The organism is Streptomyces sp. ASQP_92 (genome assembly GCF_025399895.1).
Lineage (GTDB): Bacteria > Actinomycetota > Actinomycetes > Streptomycetales > Streptomycetaceae > Streptomyces.
This window is the reverse complement of record NZ_JAODUA010000003.1, coordinates 255994-276756: the sequence shown is the minus strand read 5'-3', so window position 1 is coordinate 276756 and position 20763 is coordinate 255994. Positions and strand designations below refer to the sequence as shown.

Sequence of the window (20763 nt, the reverse complement as noted above, 5' to 3'; positions counted from 1 at the left end):
TCCGAATCCCGTACGGGCAGGGCGATTTCGGTGACTCCGCAGCGTGACCGTTCGTCAGCGGGTGGCCCGGTAGCCACCGGTCGCCTGCCCGAAGATCTCTGTCACCCTGTCACGTTGGGACTCGGGGCCGATGACCTGGACCACGTGATACCGGCCATTGACGATCATGGCGAGATTGCGGACGTAGACCTGCCGCCCGCTGCTGTCGCGCCAGGTGAACTGGCCCTCGGCCATGGACTGCTGTCCGACGTCGATGCGCCGCAGACCGCTGGAGGTGGACCAGCTGGAGTTCCGGTACGGCTGAAGTTCGCGTTCCTTGTCGGCCTGGTAGGCCAGCGGGTCCGAGCCGTTGTCCCGTACCGCGTCCCGGCCGGGGACGACGATCAGGGTGAAGTCGCCCCCCACATAACGGACTTGTCCGGCGTCGTTCATCGGCTGCCGCTGCCAGCTCTTGTCGACGCCGACCTGGAAGCCCTCGGGATCCTTGCGCACGGCGTATCCGGCGGCCGGGCTGGGGCTCGGGCCGCCGGGCCCGGTGGTCTGCGTCTGCTGGGAGGGCGGTGTGCCGCCGGGCGTGGGCGCCGGGGAGTCACCGGGCCCCGCGCCCGGACTCCGCTGGCCGCTGGGGCGGGGCGGGGTGGCGCTGCCCGCGTTCTGCCCCTGATCCGACCGGGGCATGAAGAACATGGCGTACGCGACCGCCCCGGCCAGCAGGAGCATGATCAGCACGAGCAGCAGCCGGCCGAGCGACCTCGGTCCCCGGCTCCGCTGCGCCGCCGGGCGGTGGCGGTGGCGGCCGTGTTCGGCCGGCGGGGCGACGGCCACCGGGGCGGTCCGTCGTCTGCGGCGCACGAGTTCGCCCCGGCGGCGCAGGATGGGGAGCCGCTTGGCGTCGGGGACGATCAGCGGGGTGATACGGGTGCCCGCGTCCGGCTCCGGCGCGGAGCGGACCAGGGAGCGGAGCCAGCCGCGCAGTTCCTCGAACTCCGGCCGTTCGGTGGGGTCTTGGCGCAGCAGCGACTCGACGACCGGCCGCAGCGGACCGCACTCCTCGGCGAACGCGGGCGGCTCCGCGCACACCATCTGGACGAGTTCTGCCGCGCTCTCCTCGGGGTAGGGGGCGTGCCCCTGCACCGCGCGGAACATCAGGGCGCCCAGCGCCCAGAGGTCGGTGGCGGGGCCGATCGGCGGGGCGAGCCGCCAGTTCTCGTGTATGGGCCCGGCCTGTTCGGGCGACCAGCGCTCGGTGACCGCGCCGACCACGGCGATCCGGGTGTGCCGAGCCCGTTCGGCAGCGAGCCGGTTGGCGGGGCCCCGATAGGGGGCGCCCGGGTGGGCCGAGGGGTCGCCGGGGGCCGGGCGGCGCTCCGCGACGGACGCCCGCTCCCGGGACGGGACGGGCGGCGGGGCGCTGGGGTGCGGTCGGCGCTGGGAGTCCGCCCGGAAGGCGTCGGCCCGGAACCCGGGCGGCAGCGCGGGCGTGCGGGGGGCGGGTGCGCGGGCGGCCGACGCGCTGCCCGAACTGCCGTGAGCATGTGGCGAGTTGGGCCGACCCGGTTCGGACGTACGGCCCTCGCTCCGCCCCGCGTCCGGGTCCGGGTCCGGGTCCACCGAATCCTGGCGGGGGGCCGGCGCTGCGGGGCGCGGCACCCAGCGGCCGGTCACCGGGTCGTACTGGCGGCGGGTGCGGCCCGAGTCGGGGCCCCGGTCGTCGGCATACGGGCTCGCGGTCGCCCCGCCCGCCACCCGTACCCCGCGCACGGGGTCGTACATGCCCTGGTCCGCCCGGCCGGTCCCGCCCTCCGGCTCCGGGGGCGGCGCGGCCTCGGGATCGGGTCGCTGGGCCGGGAGGGAGCCATCCGCGCCGGTGCGCGTCGCGGCCCCGGCGCCCGCGCGGTACGCGGCGACGACCCCGGTCCGCGCGGCGGCTCCCGGTGGCAGGGCGGGACCGGACCGGTCGGGGTTTCCGGGCCGGGCGGGGGGATGCGGTTCGGCGCTGTCCGGTGAAGTGGCGTACGGGGCACCCTCGTTGACCGCGTCCGGCGCCGGGGGCGGAACGTCGCCGAACCCGGCTCCGTCCGGCGGAAGCGGCACGGGGGCGTACCCGCACAGCGCCTCCTCGGCGGCCCCCGCCGCGAGGCCGGTCAGCACGACCCGGCCGTCGTCGCATATCAACACCGTACGGGCGGTGATGTTGCGGTGCGTCCAGCCGTGCGCGTGCAGCACCGCGAGCGCGGTCAGCACATCGGAGGCGACCTCCGCCGCGCGGAACGGGTTCATCGGCCGCTCGGCCAGCAGCGCCGACAGCGGCCGGGCGGCGATGAGCTCGCTGACGATCCACAGCGAGCCGTCCTGCGCGAACACGTCGAAGACCTGGTCGAGGCGGGGGTGGTCGGGGATCTGGGCCGCGGCCTGGGCCGCCTCCACCGCCCGGCGCACGGCGGGGTCGGCGGGACGCCGCGTGGTGCGCCCATAGCCCGGCGCACCTCCGTACCCGGGCGCGTTTCCGTACCCGGGCGCGTCTCCGTAACCGGACGCGTTTCCGTAACCGGGCGCGCCCGCGTACTCGTCCTCACCGCCCGCGCCTGTCGCGCCCCCGCGCATATAGGCGTCGGGGGTGCCGTACGCGTCGTCACCGTCCAGCACCTCGGCGTCGACGACCTCGGGCAATGGCACCTGGCGGACCAGGACTTCCTGCCCGCTGTACGTGTCGAAGGCGCGCGTCTCGACGAGGTCGAAGCCGTCCTCGGGGGCAAGCGGCAGCCGATAGCGGTCGGCGAGCACCCGACCCGCATAGTCGTCCACGACGCCTCCCCACAGCGCGCTCGTTCCCCCGGACCCGGCTCTCGGCCCCGCACAACGCGTCAATTCCGGTCGGTTTCCGGCCCATTGTGGCTGCGTACGGTCCGCGAACTCTCACGATACGTGGCCACGCCGGATCGTGCCCCGGGGATACCCGTTTCCCCGCAGGCGCCGCCGTAACCCGTGCGGAAGCAGGTTCGGGCGTCGGCCGAGGGTGGGTCAGGCGGGCTGGAAGGTGGCGAAGAGCGCGGCCAGGGTCCCCTGGGTCTCCGGCTTCGACCAGTCCTCGTCCTTGGCCGAGAACATGATTCCGTAACCCTGGCTGACGCTGACGACGAATCCACGGTCCACCGAGTGGTACTTGGTTCCGTCCTTGTCGTTGTAGGTGAACTCCCAGTCGGCCGCCGGCCAGCCCCGGTAGGCCACCGCGGCTATCTTCACGCGCTGGTAGCCGGGCCTGACCATGGACGACTCCTGATTCGTCCAGTCCTGCACCGGGTTCTTCTTGGGGCTGTCGGTCCAACCGATCAGCAGACGCTGCCCGTTGGGCCCGGTGAAGCGGGCTCCCGCGTCATCGGTCGTCGTGAACGACCAACCCGCGGGCAGTCCTATGGAGAAACCCTGGTCCGACTTGTACGGGGTGGTGGCGGGACTGCCCGTGGCGCTGCCCTTGCCGCCGGTGCCGGTGCCGTCGCCGGTGCCAGTGCCAGTGCCAGTGCCGGTGCCGTTCGCGTCGCCCTTGCCGTCGCCCTGGCCACTCGACGCGTTCTGGCCCGAGGGGCTGCTCCCGCCGGAGGGCTTCTGGCTTCCGGTGCCCTTCTTGCTGCTCGCCGCGGAACCGCCGACGGCGGGACCGCTGGAGGCCGCCTTGTCGTTGCCGGACTTGCTCGCGTTGTCATCGCCCGCGCTGAGGGTGATGGCGAGCACCGTGCCGAGTATGGCGAGCGCCGCGACCACCGCGATGATCACCAGGGTGCGGCGCGGCACGACATCGGTGAGCGGCGCGCGCGGCGGCGACACGGGCCCGGACGGCGATCCGGGCGTCGACCCGGACCTGGACCGCGGAGCGGGCACCACCTTGGAGCGCCCGTCCCTCGCCTCGCGGGCGCCCTGCGCCTTCTCCTTGGCGGAGGCCCTGGCCTCGGCGGCCGCGTTCCGTACGGACTTGAGCGCGCCCCGCACCCGCTCGGCGGCCACGTCGGTCTTGGGCTCACCGGGCAGCGGCGGCAGCGGAACCACCCGGGTCGCCTCGGGCGAGACCGGCTCGGGCACCGCCGCCGGGCGCTCCGGGGCGTTGAGCACCCCGGTGAGCATCTTGCGGGCCGCGGCGTTGTCGAGGCGCTGCGCCGGGTCCTTGGCGAGCAGCCCGTAGATGACCTGCTCGAGGAGCGGGCCCGCGTTCTTGGGCGGATCGACCGGCTCGGTCATCACGGCGGTGAGCGTCGCGATCGCCGAACCCTTGTCGTACGGCGGCACGCCTTCGACGCACGCGTACAGCAGCCCGCCGAGTGACCAGAGGTCGGCGGCCGGGCCGGGCTTGTGACCGCGGGCCCGCTCGGGCGAGATGTACGAGGGCGCGCCGACCAGCATGCCGGTGGAGGTGATGGAGGGGTCCCCCTCCACCTGGGCGATGCCGAAGTCGGTCAGCACGACCCGGCCGTCCTCGGCGATCAGCACGTTGGACGGCTTGACGTCGCGGTGCAGGATGCCCTCGCGGTGCGCGGAACGCAGCACGTCCAGGATCGCCAGCCCCACCTCCGCGGCCCGGCGGGGCGTCAGAGTGCCGTCCTCGCGCACGGCCTCGGCGAGCGACTTGCCCTCGACGAGCTCCATGACGATCCAGGGCCGGTCGTCCTCGTCCACCACGTCGTAGACGGTCACGGCGGCGGTGTTGCGGATCCGGGCGATCGCCTTGGCCTCACGCAGGGTGCGAGTGATGAGCCGGCGCTTCTCGTCGTCGTCGATGCTGGAGGGGAAGCGGAGTTCCTTGACGGCGACGGTCCGCCCGAGCGTCTCGTCGACGGCCCGCCAAACGGTCCCCATCCCGCCCCGGCCGAGCACGCCACCCAGCCGGTACCGCCCGGCGAGCAACCGCCCTTCCCCACCACCGGCGGCGGAGCCACCCTTGGCGTCGGCGGGGTCGGCACCGGCGGGGCTGGTGGCCGACTTGGCGAGGGTGGGCTTGGAGACCGGCGTGGCGGGGGCGGCTGGTACGGAGGCCTTGGCGTCGCCAACGGGCTTGGCGTCGCCAACGGGCTTGGCGTCGCCAACGGGCTTGGTGTCGGCGAGGGGTTTGGCGTCGGCAACGGGCTTGGTGTCGGCGGCGTTGGGGGTCGGCCGCGCGTCCTGGGTCTTCGGGGCCGACTTGGCATCGGCGGGCAGGGGAGCCGACTTGGCGCCCGGCTTGGCATCCGGCTTGGCGATCGAGACCGTGGGCTTGGCGTCGGTAACGGGCTTGGCGTCCGCGCCCGATGAGCGCGGCTTCGTGTCCGCGTCCCTCGGGGCCGGCTTCGGCTCGTGGGCGGGGGTGTCCTTCCGCCCGTCCGATGCCGCCGCGGCGGGCCTGGCAACGGACGCCCGGGGGTCCGTCTTCTTCCCTGCGGCGGCCGCACCCGCACCCGCCTTCGCACTCCCCGCCGAGGAGCCCGACTTGGACTTCGGGGAAGCCGCGTCCCGCCCGGCATCCGACGGCTCACCCGCACCGCGCTTCGCCACCGCGTCACTCGCGTCACCCGTGTCGTCGGGCTCGGTGCCGGTGCCGGGCTCGGTGGGCCCGGCCGAACGGCCGGCCGGGGCCGCGGCGTCCGCCGTGTCCGCCGGGCGTCGCCCGGACTTCGTGCCCGCCTCGTCCGAGGCGGACTCGGCGGGCGTCGACGACGCCTCCGGTTCCTGCCGCTCGTCCCGCTGGGGTTCCCGCGACTGCTCCGCCTGCGACATGCGTCCCCTCTGCGATTCCTGATCTTCGCCCGCGCCGGCCTCGGCCCGCGGCCTGCCGCGACCTGCCCTCGTGGAGGCGGCCCGGCTCACCGCTCCGACCTGTTTGTCCTGCCGGGTGCCCGACCGCGCCGGAGCCGTTGTCGAACCCGGCGTCCGCACGAGGCCCGTAACCCGCCCTGGCAGAGCCCCCATTGTCCCTCACGCCAGGACCGGTGGTGGTCCCGGGTCCAACGTCCGCCAAGATGGCTCCGAAGGAAGGGAAGCCCGCCATGCCGACGCTCCGGGCCCTGCTCGTCGCAGCGCTGGCCACGACGCTCTGTGTCCTTGGCACGGCCGCACCGCCCGGCGAACCGGCCCCCACCGCCGAACGCGCCGCGCTGGCCCGTCTCGTCACCACCGGGGGCGCCCCTGCCGCCGCACTGCTCAGCGAGGGCCCGTTCGGCACCCGGTACCGCACCGCGGGCGCGGTCCTCGGCCGGGACGACCACTTCCGCGCGGGCAGCGTCACCAAGTCCTTCGTGGCCACCGTCGTGCTCCAACTCGCCGCCGAGGGCAGGCTGGGACTCGACGACACCGTGGAGCGGTATCTGCCCGGGCTCGTGCGCGGGCACGGCAACGACGGCCGCCACCTCACCCTGCGCTCCCTGCTCTCCCACACCAGCGGTCTCTTCAACTACACGGCGGACACCACCGTTCCGGTTCCCCTCACCCCTCACGAAGTCATCCGCACCGCGCTCGCCCACTCCCCCGGGCGCCCGGGCAGGTATGCGTACGCGAACACCAACTACGTGCTGCTCGGCCTGGTCATCGAGGCCGTCACCGGCCACCCCTACGCCGTCGAGACCCAACGCCGCATCATCACGCCCCTCCATCTCACCGGCACCTCCTTCCCCGGCGCCCGCACCACACTTCCCGAACCCCACAGCCGCGCCTACGCCCCCGACGGCCGGGACGTCACCGACATCGACCCGCGCCAGGCGGGCGCCTCCGGCGAACTGATCTCGACCCTCGCCGACCTCAGCCGTTTCTACGCGGCCCTCCTCGGTGGCGCCCTGCTGCCCGCAGCCCAGCGGCGCGAACTGCTCGACACCACCGCCACCCTGGGCCTGTACGGCCTCGGCGTCTACCCCCAGCGCCTGCCTTGCGGCGCGACGGTATGGGGGCACAACGGTCATATCCAGGGCAGTTATGTGCGCGCCGCCACCACGACCGACGGCCGCCACACCCTCGTCTTCCGCACCAACACCGATGGCCTCACCGACCCCTCCCTCGAACTCGCCCTGCTCGACGCGGAGTTCTGCCCGAAATCGGGCACCGCACCCGTGTCCACGGCCCCGCCGGTGTCCGAGGCCGGGTCCGGGCCCAGGGCCGTACCCCCGTCCCCGTCCGCACCTTCGCCCATGCGCTAGACCGGTGCGATGTCCGGCGCCCCGAGCCGGGCCGCGTCCGCCGTCAGGTCGTCGGGCTGGCGCTGCGACTCCCGCTCGGCCTCCACCCGCTTCTCGTAGTGCTCCACCTCCTTCTCGATCTGCTGGGTGTCCCAGCCGAGCACCGGGGCAATCAGCTCCGCGCACTCCCGTGCCGATCGTGTGCCCCGGTCGAAGGTCTCGATCGAGATGCGGGTACGCCGCGTCAGTACGTCGTCGAGGTGGCGGGCCCCCTCGTGCGAGGCGGCGTAGACGATCTCGGCGCGCAGATAGTCGTCCGCGGCGGTGAGCGGCTCGCCGAGCGAGGGGTCGGCGGTGATCAGCTCCAGGAGGTCCTCCGCCATCGAGCCGTACCGGTTCAACAGGTGCTCCACGCGCACCACATGGAGCCCGGTCCGTGCCGCGATCCTGGCCCGGGTGTTCCACAGCGCCTTGTACCCCTCGGCGCCGAGCAGCGGGATGTCCTCGGTGACGCAGGCCGCCACCCGCTGGTCGAGCGCGTGCACCGCCTCGTCGACGGCGTCCTTGGCCATCACCCGGTACGTCGTGTACTTGCCGCCCGCCACGACGACGAGGCCCGGCACCGGATGCGCGACGGTGTGTTCGCGCGAGAGCTTGCTGGTGGCGTCGGACTCCCCGGCGAGCAGGGGTCGCAGACCGGCGTACACGCCCTGGACGTCGTCCCGGGTCAGCGGCACCGCGAGGACCGAATTGACGTGTTCGAGGAGGTAGTCGATGTCGGCGCTGGAGGCGGCCGGGTGCGCCTTGTCGAGGTCCCAGTCGGTGTCGGTGGTGCCGACGATCCAGTGCCGGCCCCAGGGGATGACGAAGAGCACGGACTTCTCCGTGCGCAGGATCAGCCCGGTATTCGAGTGGATGCGGTCCTTGGGCACCACCAGGTGGATGCCCTTCGAGGCCCGTACATGGAACTGCCCCCTCTCCCCGATCAGCGCCTGGGTGTCGTCGGTCCACACGCCCGTCGCGTTCACGACCTGCTTCGCGCGGACCTCGTACTCCCCGCCCGCCTCACCATCCTGCACCCGGGCACCGACAACGCGTTCACCCTCGCGCAGGAAGCCCACCACCCGGGCCCGGTTGGCGACCTGGGCCCCGTACGCGGCGGCGGTGCGCACCAGAGTGGTCACATAGCGGGCGTCGTCCATCTGCGCGTCGTAGTACTGCAAGGCGCCCACCAGCGCGTCCTTCTTCAACGCGGGGGCGACGCGCAGTGCGTGGCGCCGGCTCAGGTGACGGTGTGTCGGCAGGCCCCTGCCGTGGCCCGACGAGACGGACATCGCGTCGTAGAGCGCGACGCCCGATCCCGCGTACAACCGCTCCCAGCCCTTGTGCTGCAACGGATAGAGGAACGGGACCGGCTTCACCAGGTGCGGCGCGAGCCGTTCGAGCAGCAGCCCGCGCTCCTTGAGCGCTTCCCGTACGAGGGCGAAGTCGAGCATTTCCAGATAGCGGAGCCCGCCGTGGATCAGCTTGCTGGAGCGGCTCGAGGTGCCCGACGCCCAGTCCCGCGCCTCGACCAGACCGGTGGCCAGGCCTCTGGTCGCCGCGTCGAGCGCCGTGCCCGCCCCGACCACCCCCGCGCCCACGACCAGCACGTCCAGCTCGCGTTCGGCCATGGCGGCGAGCGCCTGTGCGCGCTGCTCGGGTCCCAGTGTCGCTGTCCTCACGGCTTGCCTCCGTGGATCGGGGTGGTCCCGCGGGCCGGGTGGTCCGGCTCACACCCTCGATTCTGGACGGGACGACCGACATCGGCCACCGCCTGTGGACAACACTCGGCTTGCCGCGTCCGCACAATGCCGTAAATCAGTCATATTTCCTCTTAGTCTGACATTCAGCACGCCCATTCTGTCCACAGGGCTTGCGCCCCCTGTCACCTCCGGCTAAGGGAAAGGACGGTCACATGCCCGCAGACCTCGCCGTCATCGGACTCGGCCACCTGGGCCTGCCCCTCGCCCAAGCCGCCGTCGCCGCCGGCATCCAGACCGTCGGTCACGACACGGATCCACGCGCGGTCGCCGAACTCAACGCGGGACGCACCCCCGTCGACGGCTCGCTCACCCCGGCCGACCTGCGCCGGATGCTCGCGGGCGGCTTCCACACCACGACCGACCCCGCCGAGCTCGGCCGCGTCCGTACCGCCGTCATCTGCGCGCCCACCACCCTGGGCGCGGACCGCACCCTCGACCTCGGCGCGGTCGCCGACGCGGCCCGCGCGCTGGCCCGGCGGCTGCGGCCGCACACCACCGTCATCCTGGAGTCCGCCGGGCACCCCGGCACGACCGAGGAATTCCTGCGCCCGCTCCTCGAAGAGGGCTCGGGCCTGCGGGCCGGACGCGACTTCCATCTGGCGTACTCGCCGAGCCGCGTCGACCCCGGCAACCGCACCCACAGCTTCGCGGCCACGCCCAAGGTCATCGGCGGTCTCACACCGGCCTGCACGGAGTCGGCAGCCGCCTTCTACGGCCGCCTCACCGACAAGGTGGTGCGCGCCCGGGGACTTCGCGAGGCCGAGATGTCCAAACTCCTCGAAACCAACTTCCGGCACGTCAACATCGCCCTGGTCAATGAAATGGCCGTGCTCTGCCACGACATGGGGGTCGACCTCTGGGACGTCATCCGCTGCGCGGAAACCAAGCCCTTCGGCTTCCAGGCCTTCCGGCCGGGGCCGGGCGTCGGCGGGCACGGCATGCCGCTCGACCCCACCCCGCTGCCCTACGGGGGACTGCGCATGGTCGGGCTGGCCCGCGAGATCAACGCGCACATGCCGAGCTATGTCATCCAGCGCTCCACCACACTCCTGAACGAGCACGGCAAGTCGGCCCGGGGCGCCCGCGTCCTGCTGCTCGGCGTGACCTACAAGCCGGACTCGGCCGACCAACAGGGCGCCCCCGCCCGGGAGATCGCGGGCCGCCTGATGGATCTGGGTGCTCAGATCACCTACCACGACCCCCATGTGCCCACCTGGCGCGTCCGCGACCAGCCGGTGCCGCGCGCGGACTCGCTCTACGAGGCCGCCGCCCACGCGGATCTGACCGTGCTGCTCCAGCACCACCGCACGTACGACCTCCAGGGCCTCGCGGTCAAGGCGCAACTGCTCCTGGACACCCGTGGCGCGACCCCGGCAGGCGCGGCCCATCGCCTGTGAAATCGGGGTGGGGCCCGGGCACGGCGGCTGCTAATCTGCGGCGTTCACTTCTCGCACAGCCGTGCGTTTTCCGTCCCAGGGGGGACCATCCATGAGCCAGCCCGTCACGCCTCCGCCCCAGCCCTCCGGCCCGCAGCCGGACTTCGGATACCCGGCGGCTCCGGTCGCCCCGTCGCCGGTGCGGGGGCCCGGCAACCTGGTGGGCGGCGCACTCGCCGGCTTCGCCGTCGCCGTCGCCACCGGGCTGGTCTACGGCCTCATCACGGGCGCCATCGAGCGCCAGTTCGGCTACGCGGCCTTCGGTATCGGCTTCGCGGTGGCCATCGCGGCCTTCAAGGTGGGCGGGCGCAGCTTCTGGCTGTTCGTGATCTCCGCGCCCCTGGCGGTGGCCGCCACCTTCTTCGGACAGCTCCTCGCGGTCGCGATGATCGAGACCAAGGACACGCCCGAGTCGGTCACCGACCTGTTCCTGAGCCACTTCGGCCTGCTGACCGACCTGTGGTCCTACGACCAGAGCATCCTGCGGTACGCGTTCCTCGTGCTCGCCATCGTCGGCGCCTGGGCGGGGGCCAGCCGCGCGACGGAGTAACCGGGAGCCGCCGGGGACCACATGCGGGAGGGCCCGTACCGCTCGTCGCGGTACGGGCCCTCCCTCTATGCGGGCGGCACGCCCTTATGCGGGCGGCACGCGGTGCAAACGTCAGCGCTTGTGCTGCGCGTCCGCCACCGTGACCTCGACCCGCTGGAACTCCTTGAGCTCGCTGTAGCCGGTCGTCGCCATCGAGCGGCGCAGGGCGCCGAACAGGTTCATCGAACCGTCGGGGGTGTGCGAGGGGCCCGTGAGGATCTCCTCGGTGGTGCCCACGATGCCCAGGTCCACGAGCTTGCCGCGCGGCACGTCCTCGTGGACGGCCTCCATGCCCCAGTGGTGGCCGCGGCCCGGCGCGTCGGTGGCGCGGGCCAGCGGGGAGCCCATCATCACCGCGTCGGCGCCACAGGCGACCGCCTTCGGGATGTCGCCGGACCAGCCCACGCCGCCGTCCGCGATGACGTGGACATAGCGGCCGCCGGACTCGTCCATGTAGTCGCGGCGGGCCGCGGCGACATCGGCGACGGCGGTGGCCATCGGGACCTGGATGCCCAGGACGTTGCGGGTGGTGTGCGCGGCGCCGCCGCCGAAGCCCACCAGAACGCCGGCCGCGCCGGTGCGCATCAGGTGCAGGGCCGCGGTGTACGTGGCGCAGCCGCCGACGATGACCGGGACGTCCAGCTCGTAGATGAACTGCTTCAGGTTCAGCGGCTCGGCCGCGCCCGAGACGTGCTCGGCCGAGACGGTGGTGCCGCGGATGACGAAGATGTCCACCCCCGCGTCCACGACCGCCTTGGAGAACTGGGCGGTGCGCTGCGGGGAGAGCGCGGCGGCGGTGACCACACCGGAGTCGCGCACCTCCTTGATGCGGCGGCCGATCAGCTCTTCCTTGATGGGCGCCGCGTAGATCTCCTGGAGGCGGCGGCTCGCGTTGGCCTCGTCCAGCTCGCCGATCTCGTCGAGCAGCGGCTGCGGGTCCTCGTACCGGGTCCACAGACCCTCGAGGTTCAGCACGCCGAGGCCGCCGAGCTCACCGATGCGGATCGCCGTCTGCGGCGACACCACGGAGTCCATGGGGGCGGCCAGGAAGGGCAGCTCGAAACGGTAGGCGTCGATCTGCCAGGCGATCGAGACCTCCTTCGGGTCCCGGGTGCGCCGGCTCGGGACGATGGCGATGTCGTCGAACGCGTACGCCCTGCGGCCGCGCTTGCCGCGCCCGATCTCGATCTCAGTCACGTTGTGTGGGCCTTTCCCTCTACGTCTGCATGCCCCAGTATCCCCGACATACGAGCGAGGGGCGGCCCCGGGAACTCCCGGGCCGCCCCTCGTCGGGTGGTGCGGACTACTTCCTGCTGTAGTTCGGCGCCTCTACGGTCATCTGGATGTCGTGCGGGTGGCTCTCCTTGAGGCCCGCCGAGGTGATCCGGACGAACTTGCCGTTCTGCTGGAGCTCGGGCACCGTACGGCCACCGACGTAGAACATCGACTGGCGCAGACCGCCGACGAGCTGGTGGACGACGGCGGAGAGCGGGCCGCGGTACGGCACCTGGCCCTCGATGCCCTCGGGGATCAGCTTGTCGTCGGTGGACACGGACTCCTGGAAGTACCGGTCCTTGGAGAACGAACGCTGCTCACCGCGGGACTGCATCGCACCGAGCGAGCCCATGCCGCGGTACGACTTGAACTGCTTGCCGTTGATGAACATCAGCTCGCCCGGGGACTCCTCGCAGCCGGCGAGCAGCGAGCCCAGCATCACCGTGTCGGCGCCCGCGACCAGGGCCTTGGCGATGTCGCCCGAGTACTGGAGGCCGCCGTCGCCGATGACCGGGACGCCCGCGGCCTTGGCGGCGAGCGAGGCCTCGTAGATCGCGGTCACCTGCGGGACGCCGATGCCGGCGACCACGCGGGTGGTGCAGATGGAGCCGGGGCCGACACCGACCTTGATGCCGTCGACGCCCGCGTCGATGAGCGCCTGCGCGCCGTCGCGGGTGGCGATGTTGCCGCCGATGAGGTCGACGCCCGAGGAGTTCGACTTGATCTTGGCGACCATGTCGCCGACCAGCCGGGAGTGGCCGTGCGCGGTGTCCACGACGATGAAGTCGACACCGGCGGCGATCAGCGCCTGGGCGCGCTCGTAGGCGTCGCCCGCGACGCCGACGGCCGCGCCGACGAGCAGCCGGCCGTCCTTGTCCTTGGCGGCGTTGGGGTACTTCTCGGCCTTGACGAAGTCCTTGACCGTGATGAGGCCCTTGAGGATGCCGGCGTCGTCGACGAGCGGCAGCTTCTCGATCTTGTGGCGGCGCAGCAGCTCCATGGCGTCCACGCCGGAGATGCCGACCTTGCCGGTGACCAGCGGCATCGGCGTCATGACTTCGCGGACCTGGCGGGTGCGGTCCGACTCGAAGGCCATGTCGCGGTTGGTGACGATGCCGAGCAGCTTGCCCGCCGGGTCGGTCACCGGGACACCGCTGATGCGGAACTTGGCGCACAGCTCGTCGGCCTCGCGCAGCGTCGCGTCCGGGTGCACCGTGATCGGGTCGGTGACCATGCCGGACTCGGAGCGCTTCACCAGGTCGACCTGGTTGGCCTGGTCCTCGATGGAGAGGTTGCGGTGCAGCACGCCCGCGCCGCCCTGCCGGGCCATGGCGATGGCCATGCGCGCCTCGGTGACCTTGTCCATCGCCGCCGAGAGCAGCGGGACGTTCACCTTGACGTTCTTCGAGAGGTACGAGGAGGTGTCGATCTGGTCGGGCGCCATGTCGGACGCGCCCGGCAGCAGCAGCACGTCGTCGTATGTCAGCCCGAGCGTCGCGAATTTCTCGGGCACTCCGTCGACGTTTGCAGTCATGACACCTTCCCCAATGGCCTTGATCGGTGCGGATGTCCATGCTAACGGGCTGTGCGGGTGTCTCATTCCACGAGCAAGATCATCGTGCTTCTTTGTACGTTCATACGTGAGGGAGCGGGGGTTGGGGTGCCCGCCGCGCACCTATGGGCACGCCGAACACACGCCTCCTACTGCTCGGCGAGGGCGCGCAACCGGCTCAGCGCGCGGTGCTGGGCGACCCGGACGGCGCCGGGCGACATGCCGAGCATCTGCCCGGTCTCCTCGGCGGTGAGGCCGACGGCGACCCGCAGCACCAGGAGCTCGCGCTGGTTCTCGGGAAGGTTGGCCAGCAGCTTCTTGGCCCACTCGGCGTCGCTGCTGAGCAGCGCCCGCTCCTCGGGTCCGAGCGAGTCGTCGGGCCGCTCCGGCATCTCGTCGGAGGGCACGGCCGTCGAACCGGGGTGGCGCATCGCGGCCCGCTGGAGATCGGCGACCTTGTGCGAGGCGATGGCGAAGACGAAGGCCTCGAAGGGGCGCCCGGTGTCGCGGTAGCGCGGCAGCGCCATCAGGACGGCGACACAGACTTCCTGGGCGAGGTCCTCCACGAAGTGGCGAGCATCACCCGGCAGCCGGTTGAGCCGGGTGCGGCAATAGCGCAGCGCGAGGGGATGGACATGCGCGAGCAGATCATGCGTGGCCTGCTCGTCCCCGTCGACAGCACGGTGAACGAGTGCACCGATGACCCCCTGGGCCGTAGCCTCGTCGTCGCGCATCGATCCATGGTGCCTCGGCGTCGTCCCTTCCGTGGCACCGCGTCCGTAGTTGTGCACCGAAGCGTTATGAGCGGGTGCGCCGGAACTCATCCCCTGCACCCCCCTCCCGCTCGACCGACCTGTCCCCGAGGAACTCCACACCTACAAGGATGCGGCATCGCGGCGGAAGCAACACCTACTGCTGCCGTTCGCGGGACGACCGGGCCCGTCCGCCCGGTGGCGGACGGGGCTCCGACCGGCTGTCTCACCTGCCGTCAGCGCACCAGACCCCAGCGGAAACCGAGCGCCACGGCGTGCGCCCGGTCGGAGGCGCCGAGCTTCTTGAACAGTCGGCGGGCGTGCGTCTTGACCGTGTCCTCGGAAAGGAACAGCTCGCGGCCGATCTCGGCGTTCGAGCGGCCGTGGCTCATGCCCTCGAGGACTTGGATCTCGCGCGCGGTGAGCGTCGGCGCCGCACCCATCTCGGCCGACCGCAGCCTGCGCGGCGCGAGCCGCCAGGTCGGGTCGGCGAGCGCCTGGGTGACGGTCGCCCGCAACTCGGCGCGCGAGGCGTCCTTGTGCAGATAGCCGCGGGCACCAGCGGCGACCGCGAGCGCGACCCCGTCGAGGTCCTCGGCGACCGTGAGCATGATGATCCGGGCGCCCGGATCGGCGGACAGCAGCCGACGGACCGTCTCCACACCGCCCAGACCGGGCATGCGTACGTCCATCAGAATCAGGTCCGAGCGGTCGGCACCCCAGCGGCGGAGGACTTCCTCGCCGTTGGCCGCCGTCGTCACACGCTCGACGCCGGGCACGGTCGCAACCGCGCGGCGGAGCGCCTCGCGGGCAAGAGGGGAGTCGTCGCAGACGAGGACTGATGTCATGGCCGCCCTCCGCAGCTGATGCGCGTCACCTTGAGCCTCCAGGCTGGGTACATGTGTCACCTGAGCGACTGACGCTCTCGGACACTTGCCCGAGCGCTTGTTGTTTCAATCGCTTCCGCACTCTCAACGACGGTCACTCGAAAGAGTTACGGGTCGGGCGGGCACGTTCGGCACTCTACGTGAGGAACCGTGCACACAGGAGAGTCTCGCGAGTCGGCGGCCCAACTTTTTGGGCTATGCCCCATTTAGCGGCTTTTCTTCCCTTTTGCTGGTGTCTGTGGCTAGATTCCCAATGAGTCATATTTACATCTACTTACACAAGAGATGTACCTTCGTCGGTACGTACGTTTCGGATGAGCCCCCGTGCGCACCCGTTCTGTACCGGCCGCCCATCCGCCTCAGCACGGTTTCAAGGGGACTAGAGCAATGGCAGATTTCTCCCGCCTTCCCGGACCGAACGCCGATCTGTGGGACTGGCAGCTCCTCGCGGCCTGCCGCGGGGTCGACAGCTCGCTCTTCTTCCACCCGGAGGGCGAGCGCGGCGCGGCGCGGAGCGCGCGCGAGAGCTCGGCGAAAGAGGTGTGCATGCGCTGCCCGGTGCGTGCGCAGTGCGCGGCGCACGCCCTGGCGGTACGCGAGCCCTACGGGGTGTGGGGCGGGCTCACCGAGGACGAGCGCGAAGAGCTCATGGGCAGGGCGCGCAACCGCCTGGTGACGGCCGCGGCCCCGGCCGGAGGCGGCATGGGCGCGACCTGAGGGACCGCGGAGCACACCGGATACGCAGAAACGTTCCTGCGCCGTCCGGCCCAGTGCCGGGCCCCTGGCGGGCACCTGGCGTCCTGCCCGTCGGCGAGGGGACGCGGCCGCGTCTAGTCGCGCTCGGCGGCCCGGGTGAGCTGGTCCAGCGTGGCCGCGACGGCCGGGACCTGGGCCAGGTCGGGCAGGGTGAGCGCGACGATCTCCCGCTGGACGGCCGGCTCGACGGTCACCGTGCGGGCCCCCTTGGGGCGTACGGACTCGATGGCGAGCTCCGGCATCACCGCGACGCCGAGCCCTGCGCCGACCAGGCCGACCACCGCCGGGTAGTCGTCGGTCGCGAAGTCGATGCGCGGGGTGAACCCGGCCTCCTCGCAGACCTCCACCAACTGCCGCCGACAGCGCGGGCAGCCCGCGATCCAGGGTTCGTCCGCCAGGTCCTTGATGGCGACGGTGCCCGCCTCCGCCAGTGCGTGCCCCTCGGGCACCAGGCCGACGAGGCGGTCGACCAGGAGCGGGCGGACCACCAGGTCGTCCCACTCCGTGGCGTTCGAGCCGTACCGGAACGCCAGCGCGATGTCGCAGTCGCCCTCGCGCAGCATCTCCACCGAGCGCGGCGGCTCGGCCTCCACCAGCGAGACCCGGGTGCCGGGGTGGGCCGCGCGCAGGGCGGCGAGCGCGGTCGGTACGAGCGTGGAGGAGCCGCTCGGGAAGGAGACCAGGCGCACCCGGCCGGCCCGCAGGCCCGCGATGGCGGCGACCTCCTCCTCGGCGGCGGTAAGACCGGCCAGGATCCCAGAGGCGTGCCGGACCAGGGCCTCGCCGGCCTGGGTCAGGCGCATCTCGCGGCCGGTGCGGATGAGGAGCGGGGTGCCGGCGGACGATTCGAGGGCCTTCATCTGCTGGCTGACGGCGGGCTGGGTGCAACCCAGCTCGCGCGCGGCCGCCGAGAAGGAACCGGTGGCGGCGACGGCGCGCAGGACGCGGAGGTGACGGGCCTCGATCATGCGGCAAGCATAAGCGAATCTTGGAGGCTGCGAGTAAAATCGTGGCGCGGCTTTGGGTGCGGCTCGGTTAGCGTTCGGCCATGGAGCTTCTTTCTGTGAATCTCGGCCGCGCCAAGGCCGTCGGGTACACCGATGCCCAGGGCGGCGTCACCGGCATCGACAAGCGTCCGACCAGCGGCGCGGTCCGGGTCTTCGCGCCCGGCGCCAGGGGCGTGGGGGGCAGCGGTGTCGAGGGGGACGACGTCTGCGACCTGCGCCATCACGGCGGTGACCACCAGGCGGTCTACGCCTACGCCCGCGAGGACCTGGACGTCTGGGCGAAGGAGCTGGACCGCGCCCTGCCCAACGGTTCCTTCGGCGAGAACCTCACGACGTGCGGGGTCGATGTGAACGACGCCCGGATCGGCGAGCGCTGGCGCATAGGCCGGGACGCGGTCCTCGAAGTGGCGTCCGGGCGCATTCCGTGCCGGACGTTCGCGGGCTGGCTCGATCAGAAGGGCTGGGTCCGGCGCTTCACACAGGCGGCCGTTCCGGGCGCGTACTTCCGGGTGATCGAACCGGGCGAGGTCCGGGTGGGTGACCCAGTCACCTTGATCGAACGACCGGATCACGAAGTTTCGGTCGCTTTCTGGTTCCGTGCGTTCACGACCGAGCGGGCCCTGCTGCCGCGCGTCCTGGCCGCGGGCGACGCCCTGGACCCCGAGGCGCGCGAGGCCGCGCAGACGTACCTGTCGAAGCACGGCTCCTAGGCGTCGCGGCGCCGGGCGCGGCCGGGAAGAACGGCCGCTCTTGGGGCAGTTCATGGCGGTCACCACCGGTTCGGCGGCGGGGCGGGGGCGGTCGTCGGGCGCTCGGCGGGGGCATTACCGTGCGCCTATGACGACTGCACTGATTACGGGAGCGACGGCGGGCATCGGCGCCGCGTTCGCGCGGCGCCTGGCGGCCGATGGACACGATCTGGTGCTGGTGGCCCGGGACGGCAAACGGCTCAGCGAGCAGGCCACCGAGCTGCACGACCGGCACGGCATCGAGGCCGAGGTGCTGACCGCCGACCTGTCCACCGAGGACGGGATCACCGCGGTCGAGAAACGGCTGTCCCAGCCCAGGCGACCGGTGGACCTGCTGGTCAACAACGCGGGGTTCGCCAACAAGGGCCGCTACCTCGAAGTGCCCATGGCGGACGAGCTGACCATGGTGAAGGTGCACATCGAGGCGGTCCTGCGGCTGACGTCCGCCGCCACCGCCTCGATGCGCGAGCGCGGGCGCGGGGGCGTCGTCAACGTGGCCTCGGTCGCGGCCTTCGTGCCGCGCGGCACCTACGGCGCGTCCAAGGCGTGGGTCGTGCAGTTCACCCAGGGCGCGGCCCGGGACCTCGCCGGGTCCGGGGTGCGGATGATGGCGCTGTGCCCCGGGTTCGTACGGACCGAGTTCCACGAGCGGGCCGGCATGGGCACCGACAACATTCCCGGCTGGATGTGGCTGGACGCCGACAAGCTCGTGGCGGCCGCCCTGACCGACCTGGCGCGCGGCAAGTCCCTCTCCATCCCCGACCCGCGCTACAAGGCGCTGATGGGCGCGGTGAAGCTGGCGCCGCGCGGCGTGCTCGGCGGGCTGACCTCCAGGACGGGCCGCAAGTACGGTCCGCAGTAAGCCAGTTGGGGCCAAGCCCGCGTGGGCGGCGCGGTGTGCCCTCACTCGTCCTCTGTGCGAACGGTCGGCGAGGCCGGGTCGAGTACGAGCCGGCAGGCGGTTCCGTCCCGCCAGGTGATCCGTACGGTGTGGCCGGTGACCTGGACGTCGGCGAGCGCGTGGACCGGGCCCGGGTCCGGCCGCGCGGTGAGGGAGGCCAGCGCGACGAAGAGGGACTGCGTGGCGCCGGTCGTTCCGTCGAGCGCCAGCAGCTCGGAGCCGGGGCCGAACAGGGTTGATCCGGCGGGCAGTCGGCGCACCTCGGCCGAGTATCCGTGCACCGGGTGCAGCTGGCCGGTGCGGCCGGGGGTGGTGGCCCAGCCCGTCTGGCGGACCGGGGTGCCGGGGGCGGCCCCGATGACCAGATGGGCGCGGAGTTCGGCACGGCCGTGCGCGAGGGTGACCGACACGATCCGCACCCCGGGCGGGCCCGGTCGCGGCTCGGACAGGGATGCCGCCCAGCCGGGGCCGCTGCCCAGGGGGGTCGCGGGGCCGCGCGTGGTGGACTCACCCTGTGACATCAGCCCGAAGTGGTTGTCGGGCACACCCCGCGCGGTCGGTCCGGTGCCGGTCGAGTAGGCGAAGCGGGAGTAGCAGGGATCCTCGTCCGCGCCGCCGCCCACGTGGTTGTTGCTGCCGTGGTTGTGCAGCCGGACCAGGCCGTCGTCGACGGTCGCCTGGACCAGCAGGCCCGGCGGGCCGAGGGTCGCGGTGGCGTCCTCGGTCTCGGCGGGCAGCGGCTCCTCGACGGCCGTCCAGACGGGGTGCTCGGGCGGCAGGAGCAGCCCGAGGTATCCCTTGGCGGCCCAGTACGGGGAGGCGGGGCCCGAGTAGTGCTGGATCACCGGCGGGTAGGGGCCGTGCCAGCCCAGGGTGAGCAGGCCGGCGGCATCCGTCGCGCCCCGGCCGGGCGGCCGGTCCAGGAAGTACTTCAGGCTGCCGGAGGCCAGTCGGCGGGTGGCGCCGGGGGTGAGCGGGGTGTGGCCGGTGAGGGCGCCGAGCCAGGGCGCGGCCGCGGCGGCGAACCGGTAGGTGAGTGAACGGCCGTAGGGCATGGGCGCGCCGTCCGCCCCGAACATCCGGGCGTGGGCGTCGAGTTGGGCATGCAGCCTGGGGCCGTAGCGGTCCAGGAGTTCCTGGTTTTCACCCAGATGGGCGTGGAGTACGGGATAGAAGTGCAGGGCCCAGCCGTTGTAGTGGTCGAAGGAGCGGTGGGGGCCGTCGCTGTACCAGCCGTCGCCGAGGTACCACTGGTCGACGCGCGCCAGGGCGCGTTCGATGGTGGCCGCGGCGCGGTCGGTCTCGATGCCGGCGTCCTGGAGGAATCCGGCGACGGTGAGGCCGAACAGCCACCAGTTGTTGTCGACCGGGGACGGGCCGAGGGCCGGCAGCAGCCAGTCCACGGTGCGCCGGCGGGTGCGGTCGTCGAGCTTGTCCCACAGCCAGGGGCGGGTGAGGCGCAGCCCGAGCGCGACGGACGCGGACTCGACGATCGCCTGCGGTACGTGGGTGGTCAGCGGCCAGGCGTCGGGAGACGCCGGGTCCAACTGGCCCGTGGGTACGGGCTGTCGGGTGCCCGCGGCCAGGCCGTCGGCGTAACGGTCGAGGTGGCCGTGCGGATCCTCGCCGCCGGCGCCGGCCACGCGCAGGGCGGCCAGCAGCCAGGTGCGGGCGTAGCCTTCGAGGCCGTCCGAGCGGGGGCCCGACCAGCTGGGGCGGGCGCCGGGCAGATTGATGAGCCCCCGCCCGGGCGAGGCGTAGGGCCGTACGGCGAGCAGGAGTTGGTCCGCCGAGCGCTCCCAGTGCGCGCGGGTCCAGCCGGTGTACGGGCTGAGCTCACGGTTCTCGGCGGCGATGGGCATGACGCGAACGCTCCCTCGGGGGGCGGCGGTGGGCGGCACCACCCGGGGGTGGGGCGCTGCGCGAA

At 72.4% G+C, this 20763-nt stretch carries 15 protein-coding genes; 6 read left to right on the top strand and 9 right to left on the bottom strand.

The window, feature by feature from the left end; genetic code table 11:
* Nucleotides 1–54: 54 nt before the first annotated feature.
* Nucleotides 55–2805 (bottom strand): protein kinase, encoded by a 2751-nt coding sequence (locus N4G70_RS10760; RefSeq protein ID WP_261712324.1) that lies wholly within the window; start codon nt 2803–2805, stop codon nt 55–57.
* 216 nt (nt 2806–3021) lie between these two features.
* A complete protein-coding gene (locus N4G70_RS10755) occupies nt 3022–5739 on the bottom strand; it encodes a protein kinase domain-containing protein (protein ID WP_315904240.1) in 2718 nt (905 codons plus the stop codon).
* A gap of 269 nt (nt 5740–6008) precedes the next feature.
* Between N4G70_RS10755 and N4G70_RS10750 the strand changes: the two genes are divergently transcribed.
* A complete protein-coding gene (locus N4G70_RS10750; RefSeq protein ID WP_261712323.1) occupies nt 6009–7148 on the top strand; it encodes a serine hydrolase in 1140 nt (379 codons plus the stop codon).
* On the opposite strand, the gene N4G70_RS10745 is transcribed toward N4G70_RS10750, so the two are convergent.
* Nucleotides 7145–8851 carry a glycerol-3-phosphate dehydrogenase/oxidase gene (locus N4G70_RS10745; protein ID WP_261712322.1) on the bottom strand — a complete coding sequence of 569 codons (1707 nt, stop codon included), beginning with the start codon at nt 8849–8851 and terminating at the stop codon, nt 7145–7147. The genes N4G70_RS10750 and N4G70_RS10745 overlap by 4 nt on opposite strands.
* A gap of 233 nt (nt 8852–9084) precedes the next feature.
* Here N4G70_RS10745 and N4G70_RS10740 point away from each other — a divergent pair, with 233 nt between their 5' ends.
* Nucleotides 9085–10329 (top strand): nucleotide sugar dehydrogenase, encoded by a 1245-nt coding sequence (locus N4G70_RS10740; protein ID WP_261712321.1) that lies wholly within the window; start codon nt 9085–9087, stop codon nt 10327–10329.
* Between the two features lie 91 nt (nt 10330–10420).
* Nucleotides 10421–10918 (top strand): hypothetical protein, encoded by a 498-nt coding sequence (locus N4G70_RS10735; RefSeq protein WP_261712320.1) that lies wholly within the window; start codon nt 10421–10423, stop codon nt 10916–10918.
* Between the two features lie 111 nt (nt 10919–11029).
* On the opposite strand, the gene N4G70_RS10730 is transcribed toward N4G70_RS10735, so the two are convergent.
* The 4 genes from N4G70_RS10730 to N4G70_RS10715 form a co-directional block, all read right to left on the bottom strand.
* Nucleotides 11030–12154, bottom strand: coding sequence for a GuaB3 family IMP dehydrogenase-related protein (locus tag N4G70_RS10730; protein ID WP_261712319.1), 1125 nt, complete (start codon nt 12152–12154; stop codon nt 11030–11032).
* A gap of 106 nt (nt 12155–12260) precedes the next feature.
* Entirely contained in the window at nt 12261–13766 is a 1506-nt protein-coding gene (guaB, locus tag N4G70_RS10725; RefSeq protein ID WP_261712318.1) for an IMP dehydrogenase, read from the bottom strand.
* A 167-nt stretch (nt 13767–13933) separates the two neighbouring features.
* Nucleotides 13934–14518, bottom strand: coding sequence for a sigma-70 family RNA polymerase sigma factor (locus tag N4G70_RS10720; protein ID WP_261712317.1), 585 nt, complete (start codon nt 14516–14518; stop codon nt 13934–13936).
* 254 nt (nt 14519–14772) lie between these two features.
* Complete coding sequence (locus N4G70_RS10715) at nt 14773–15384, bottom strand: response regulator transcription factor (RefSeq protein WP_003948568.1); 612 nt, start codon at nt 15382–15384, stop codon at nt 14773–14775.
* Nucleotides 15385–15810: 426 nt separating this feature from the next.
* On the opposite strand from N4G70_RS10715, the gene N4G70_RS10710 reads away from it, so the two are divergent.
* Nucleotides 15811–16140 carry a WhiB family transcriptional regulator gene (locus tag N4G70_RS10710; RefSeq protein WP_120721857.1) on the top strand — a complete coding sequence of 110 codons (330 nt, stop codon included), beginning with the start codon at nt 15811–15813 and terminating at the stop codon, nt 16138–16140.
* 113 nt (nt 16141–16253) lie between these two features.
* On the opposite strand, the gene N4G70_RS10705 is transcribed toward N4G70_RS10710, so the two are convergent.
* Nucleotides 16254–17147 carry a LysR family transcriptional regulator gene (locus N4G70_RS10705; protein ID WP_261712316.1) on the bottom strand — a complete coding sequence of 298 codons (894 nt, stop codon included), beginning with the start codon at nt 17145–17147 and terminating at the stop codon, nt 16254–16256.
* A gap of 80 nt (nt 17148–17227) precedes the next feature.
* Between N4G70_RS10705 and N4G70_RS10700 the strand changes: the two genes are divergently transcribed.
* Together N4G70_RS10700 and N4G70_RS10695 are read left to right on the top strand one after the other, a co-directional pair.
* A complete protein-coding gene (locus N4G70_RS10700; protein WP_261712315.1) occupies nt 17228–17896 on the top strand; it encodes an MOSC domain-containing protein in 669 nt (222 codons plus the stop codon).
* 127 nt (nt 17897–18023) lie between these two features.
* Nucleotides 18024–18797 carry an SDR family oxidoreductase gene (locus tag N4G70_RS10695; protein WP_261712314.1) on the top strand — a complete coding sequence of 258 codons (774 nt, stop codon included), beginning with the start codon at nt 18024–18026 and terminating at the stop codon, nt 18795–18797.
* 41 nt (nt 18798–18838) lie between these two features.
* On the opposite strand, the gene N4G70_RS10690 is transcribed toward N4G70_RS10695, so the two are convergent.
* Nucleotides 18839–20698, bottom strand: a complete 1860-nt coding sequence (locus N4G70_RS10690; protein WP_261712313.1) for a DUF2264 domain-containing protein — start codon at nt 20696–20698, stop codon at nt 18839–18841.
* Between the last annotated feature and the right edge of the window lie 65 nt (nt 20699–20763).

Excerpts from the sequence above, each read along its gene's own strand:
- N4G70_RS10755 (WP_315904240.1), bottom strand. The coding sequence starts at position 5,739 with ATGTCGCAGGCGGAGCAGTCGCGGGAACCCCAGCGGGACGAGCGGCAG.
- N4G70_RS10750 (WP_261712323.1), top strand. The coding sequence starts at position 6,009 with ATGCCGACGCTCCGGGCCCTGCTCGTCGCAGCGCTGGCCACGACGCTC.
- N4G70_RS10740 (WP_261712321.1), top strand. The coding sequence starts at position 9,085 with ATGCCCGCAGACCTCGCCGTCATCGGACTCGGCCACCTGGGCCTGCCC.
- N4G70_RS10735 (WP_261712320.1), top strand. The coding sequence starts at position 10,421 with ATGAGCCAGCCCGTCACGCCTCCGCCCCAGCCCTCCGGCCCGCAGCCG.
- guaB (WP_261712318.1), bottom strand. The coding sequence starts at position 13,766 with ATGACTGCAAACGTCGACGGAGTGCCCGAGAAATTCGCGACGCTCGGG.
- N4G70_RS10720 (WP_261712317.1), bottom strand. The coding sequence starts at position 14,518 with ATGCGCGACGACGAGGCTACGGCCCAGGGGGTCATCGGTGCACTCGTT.
- N4G70_RS10715 (WP_003948568.1), bottom strand. The coding sequence starts at position 15,384 with ATGACATCAGTCCTCGTCTGCGACGACTCCCCTCTTGCCCGCGAGGCG.
- N4G70_RS10710 (WP_120721857.1), top strand. The coding sequence starts at position 15,811 with ATGGCAGATTTCTCCCGCCTTCCCGGACCGAACGCCGATCTGTGGGAC.
- N4G70_RS10705 (WP_261712316.1), bottom strand. The coding sequence starts at position 17,147 with ATGATCGAGGCCCGTCACCTCCGCGTCCTGCGCGCCGTCGCCGCCACC.
- N4G70_RS10700 (WP_261712315.1), top strand. The coding sequence starts at position 17,228 with ATGGAGCTTCTTTCTGTGAATCTCGGCCGCGCCAAGGCCGTCGGGTAC.
- N4G70_RS10695 (WP_261712314.1), top strand. The coding sequence starts at position 18,024 with ATGACGACTGCACTGATTACGGGAGCGACGGCGGGCATCGGCGCCGCG.
- N4G70_RS10690 (WP_261712313.1), bottom strand. The coding sequence starts at position 20,698 with ATGCCCATCGCCGCCGAGAACCGTGAGCTCAGCCCGTACACCGGCTGG.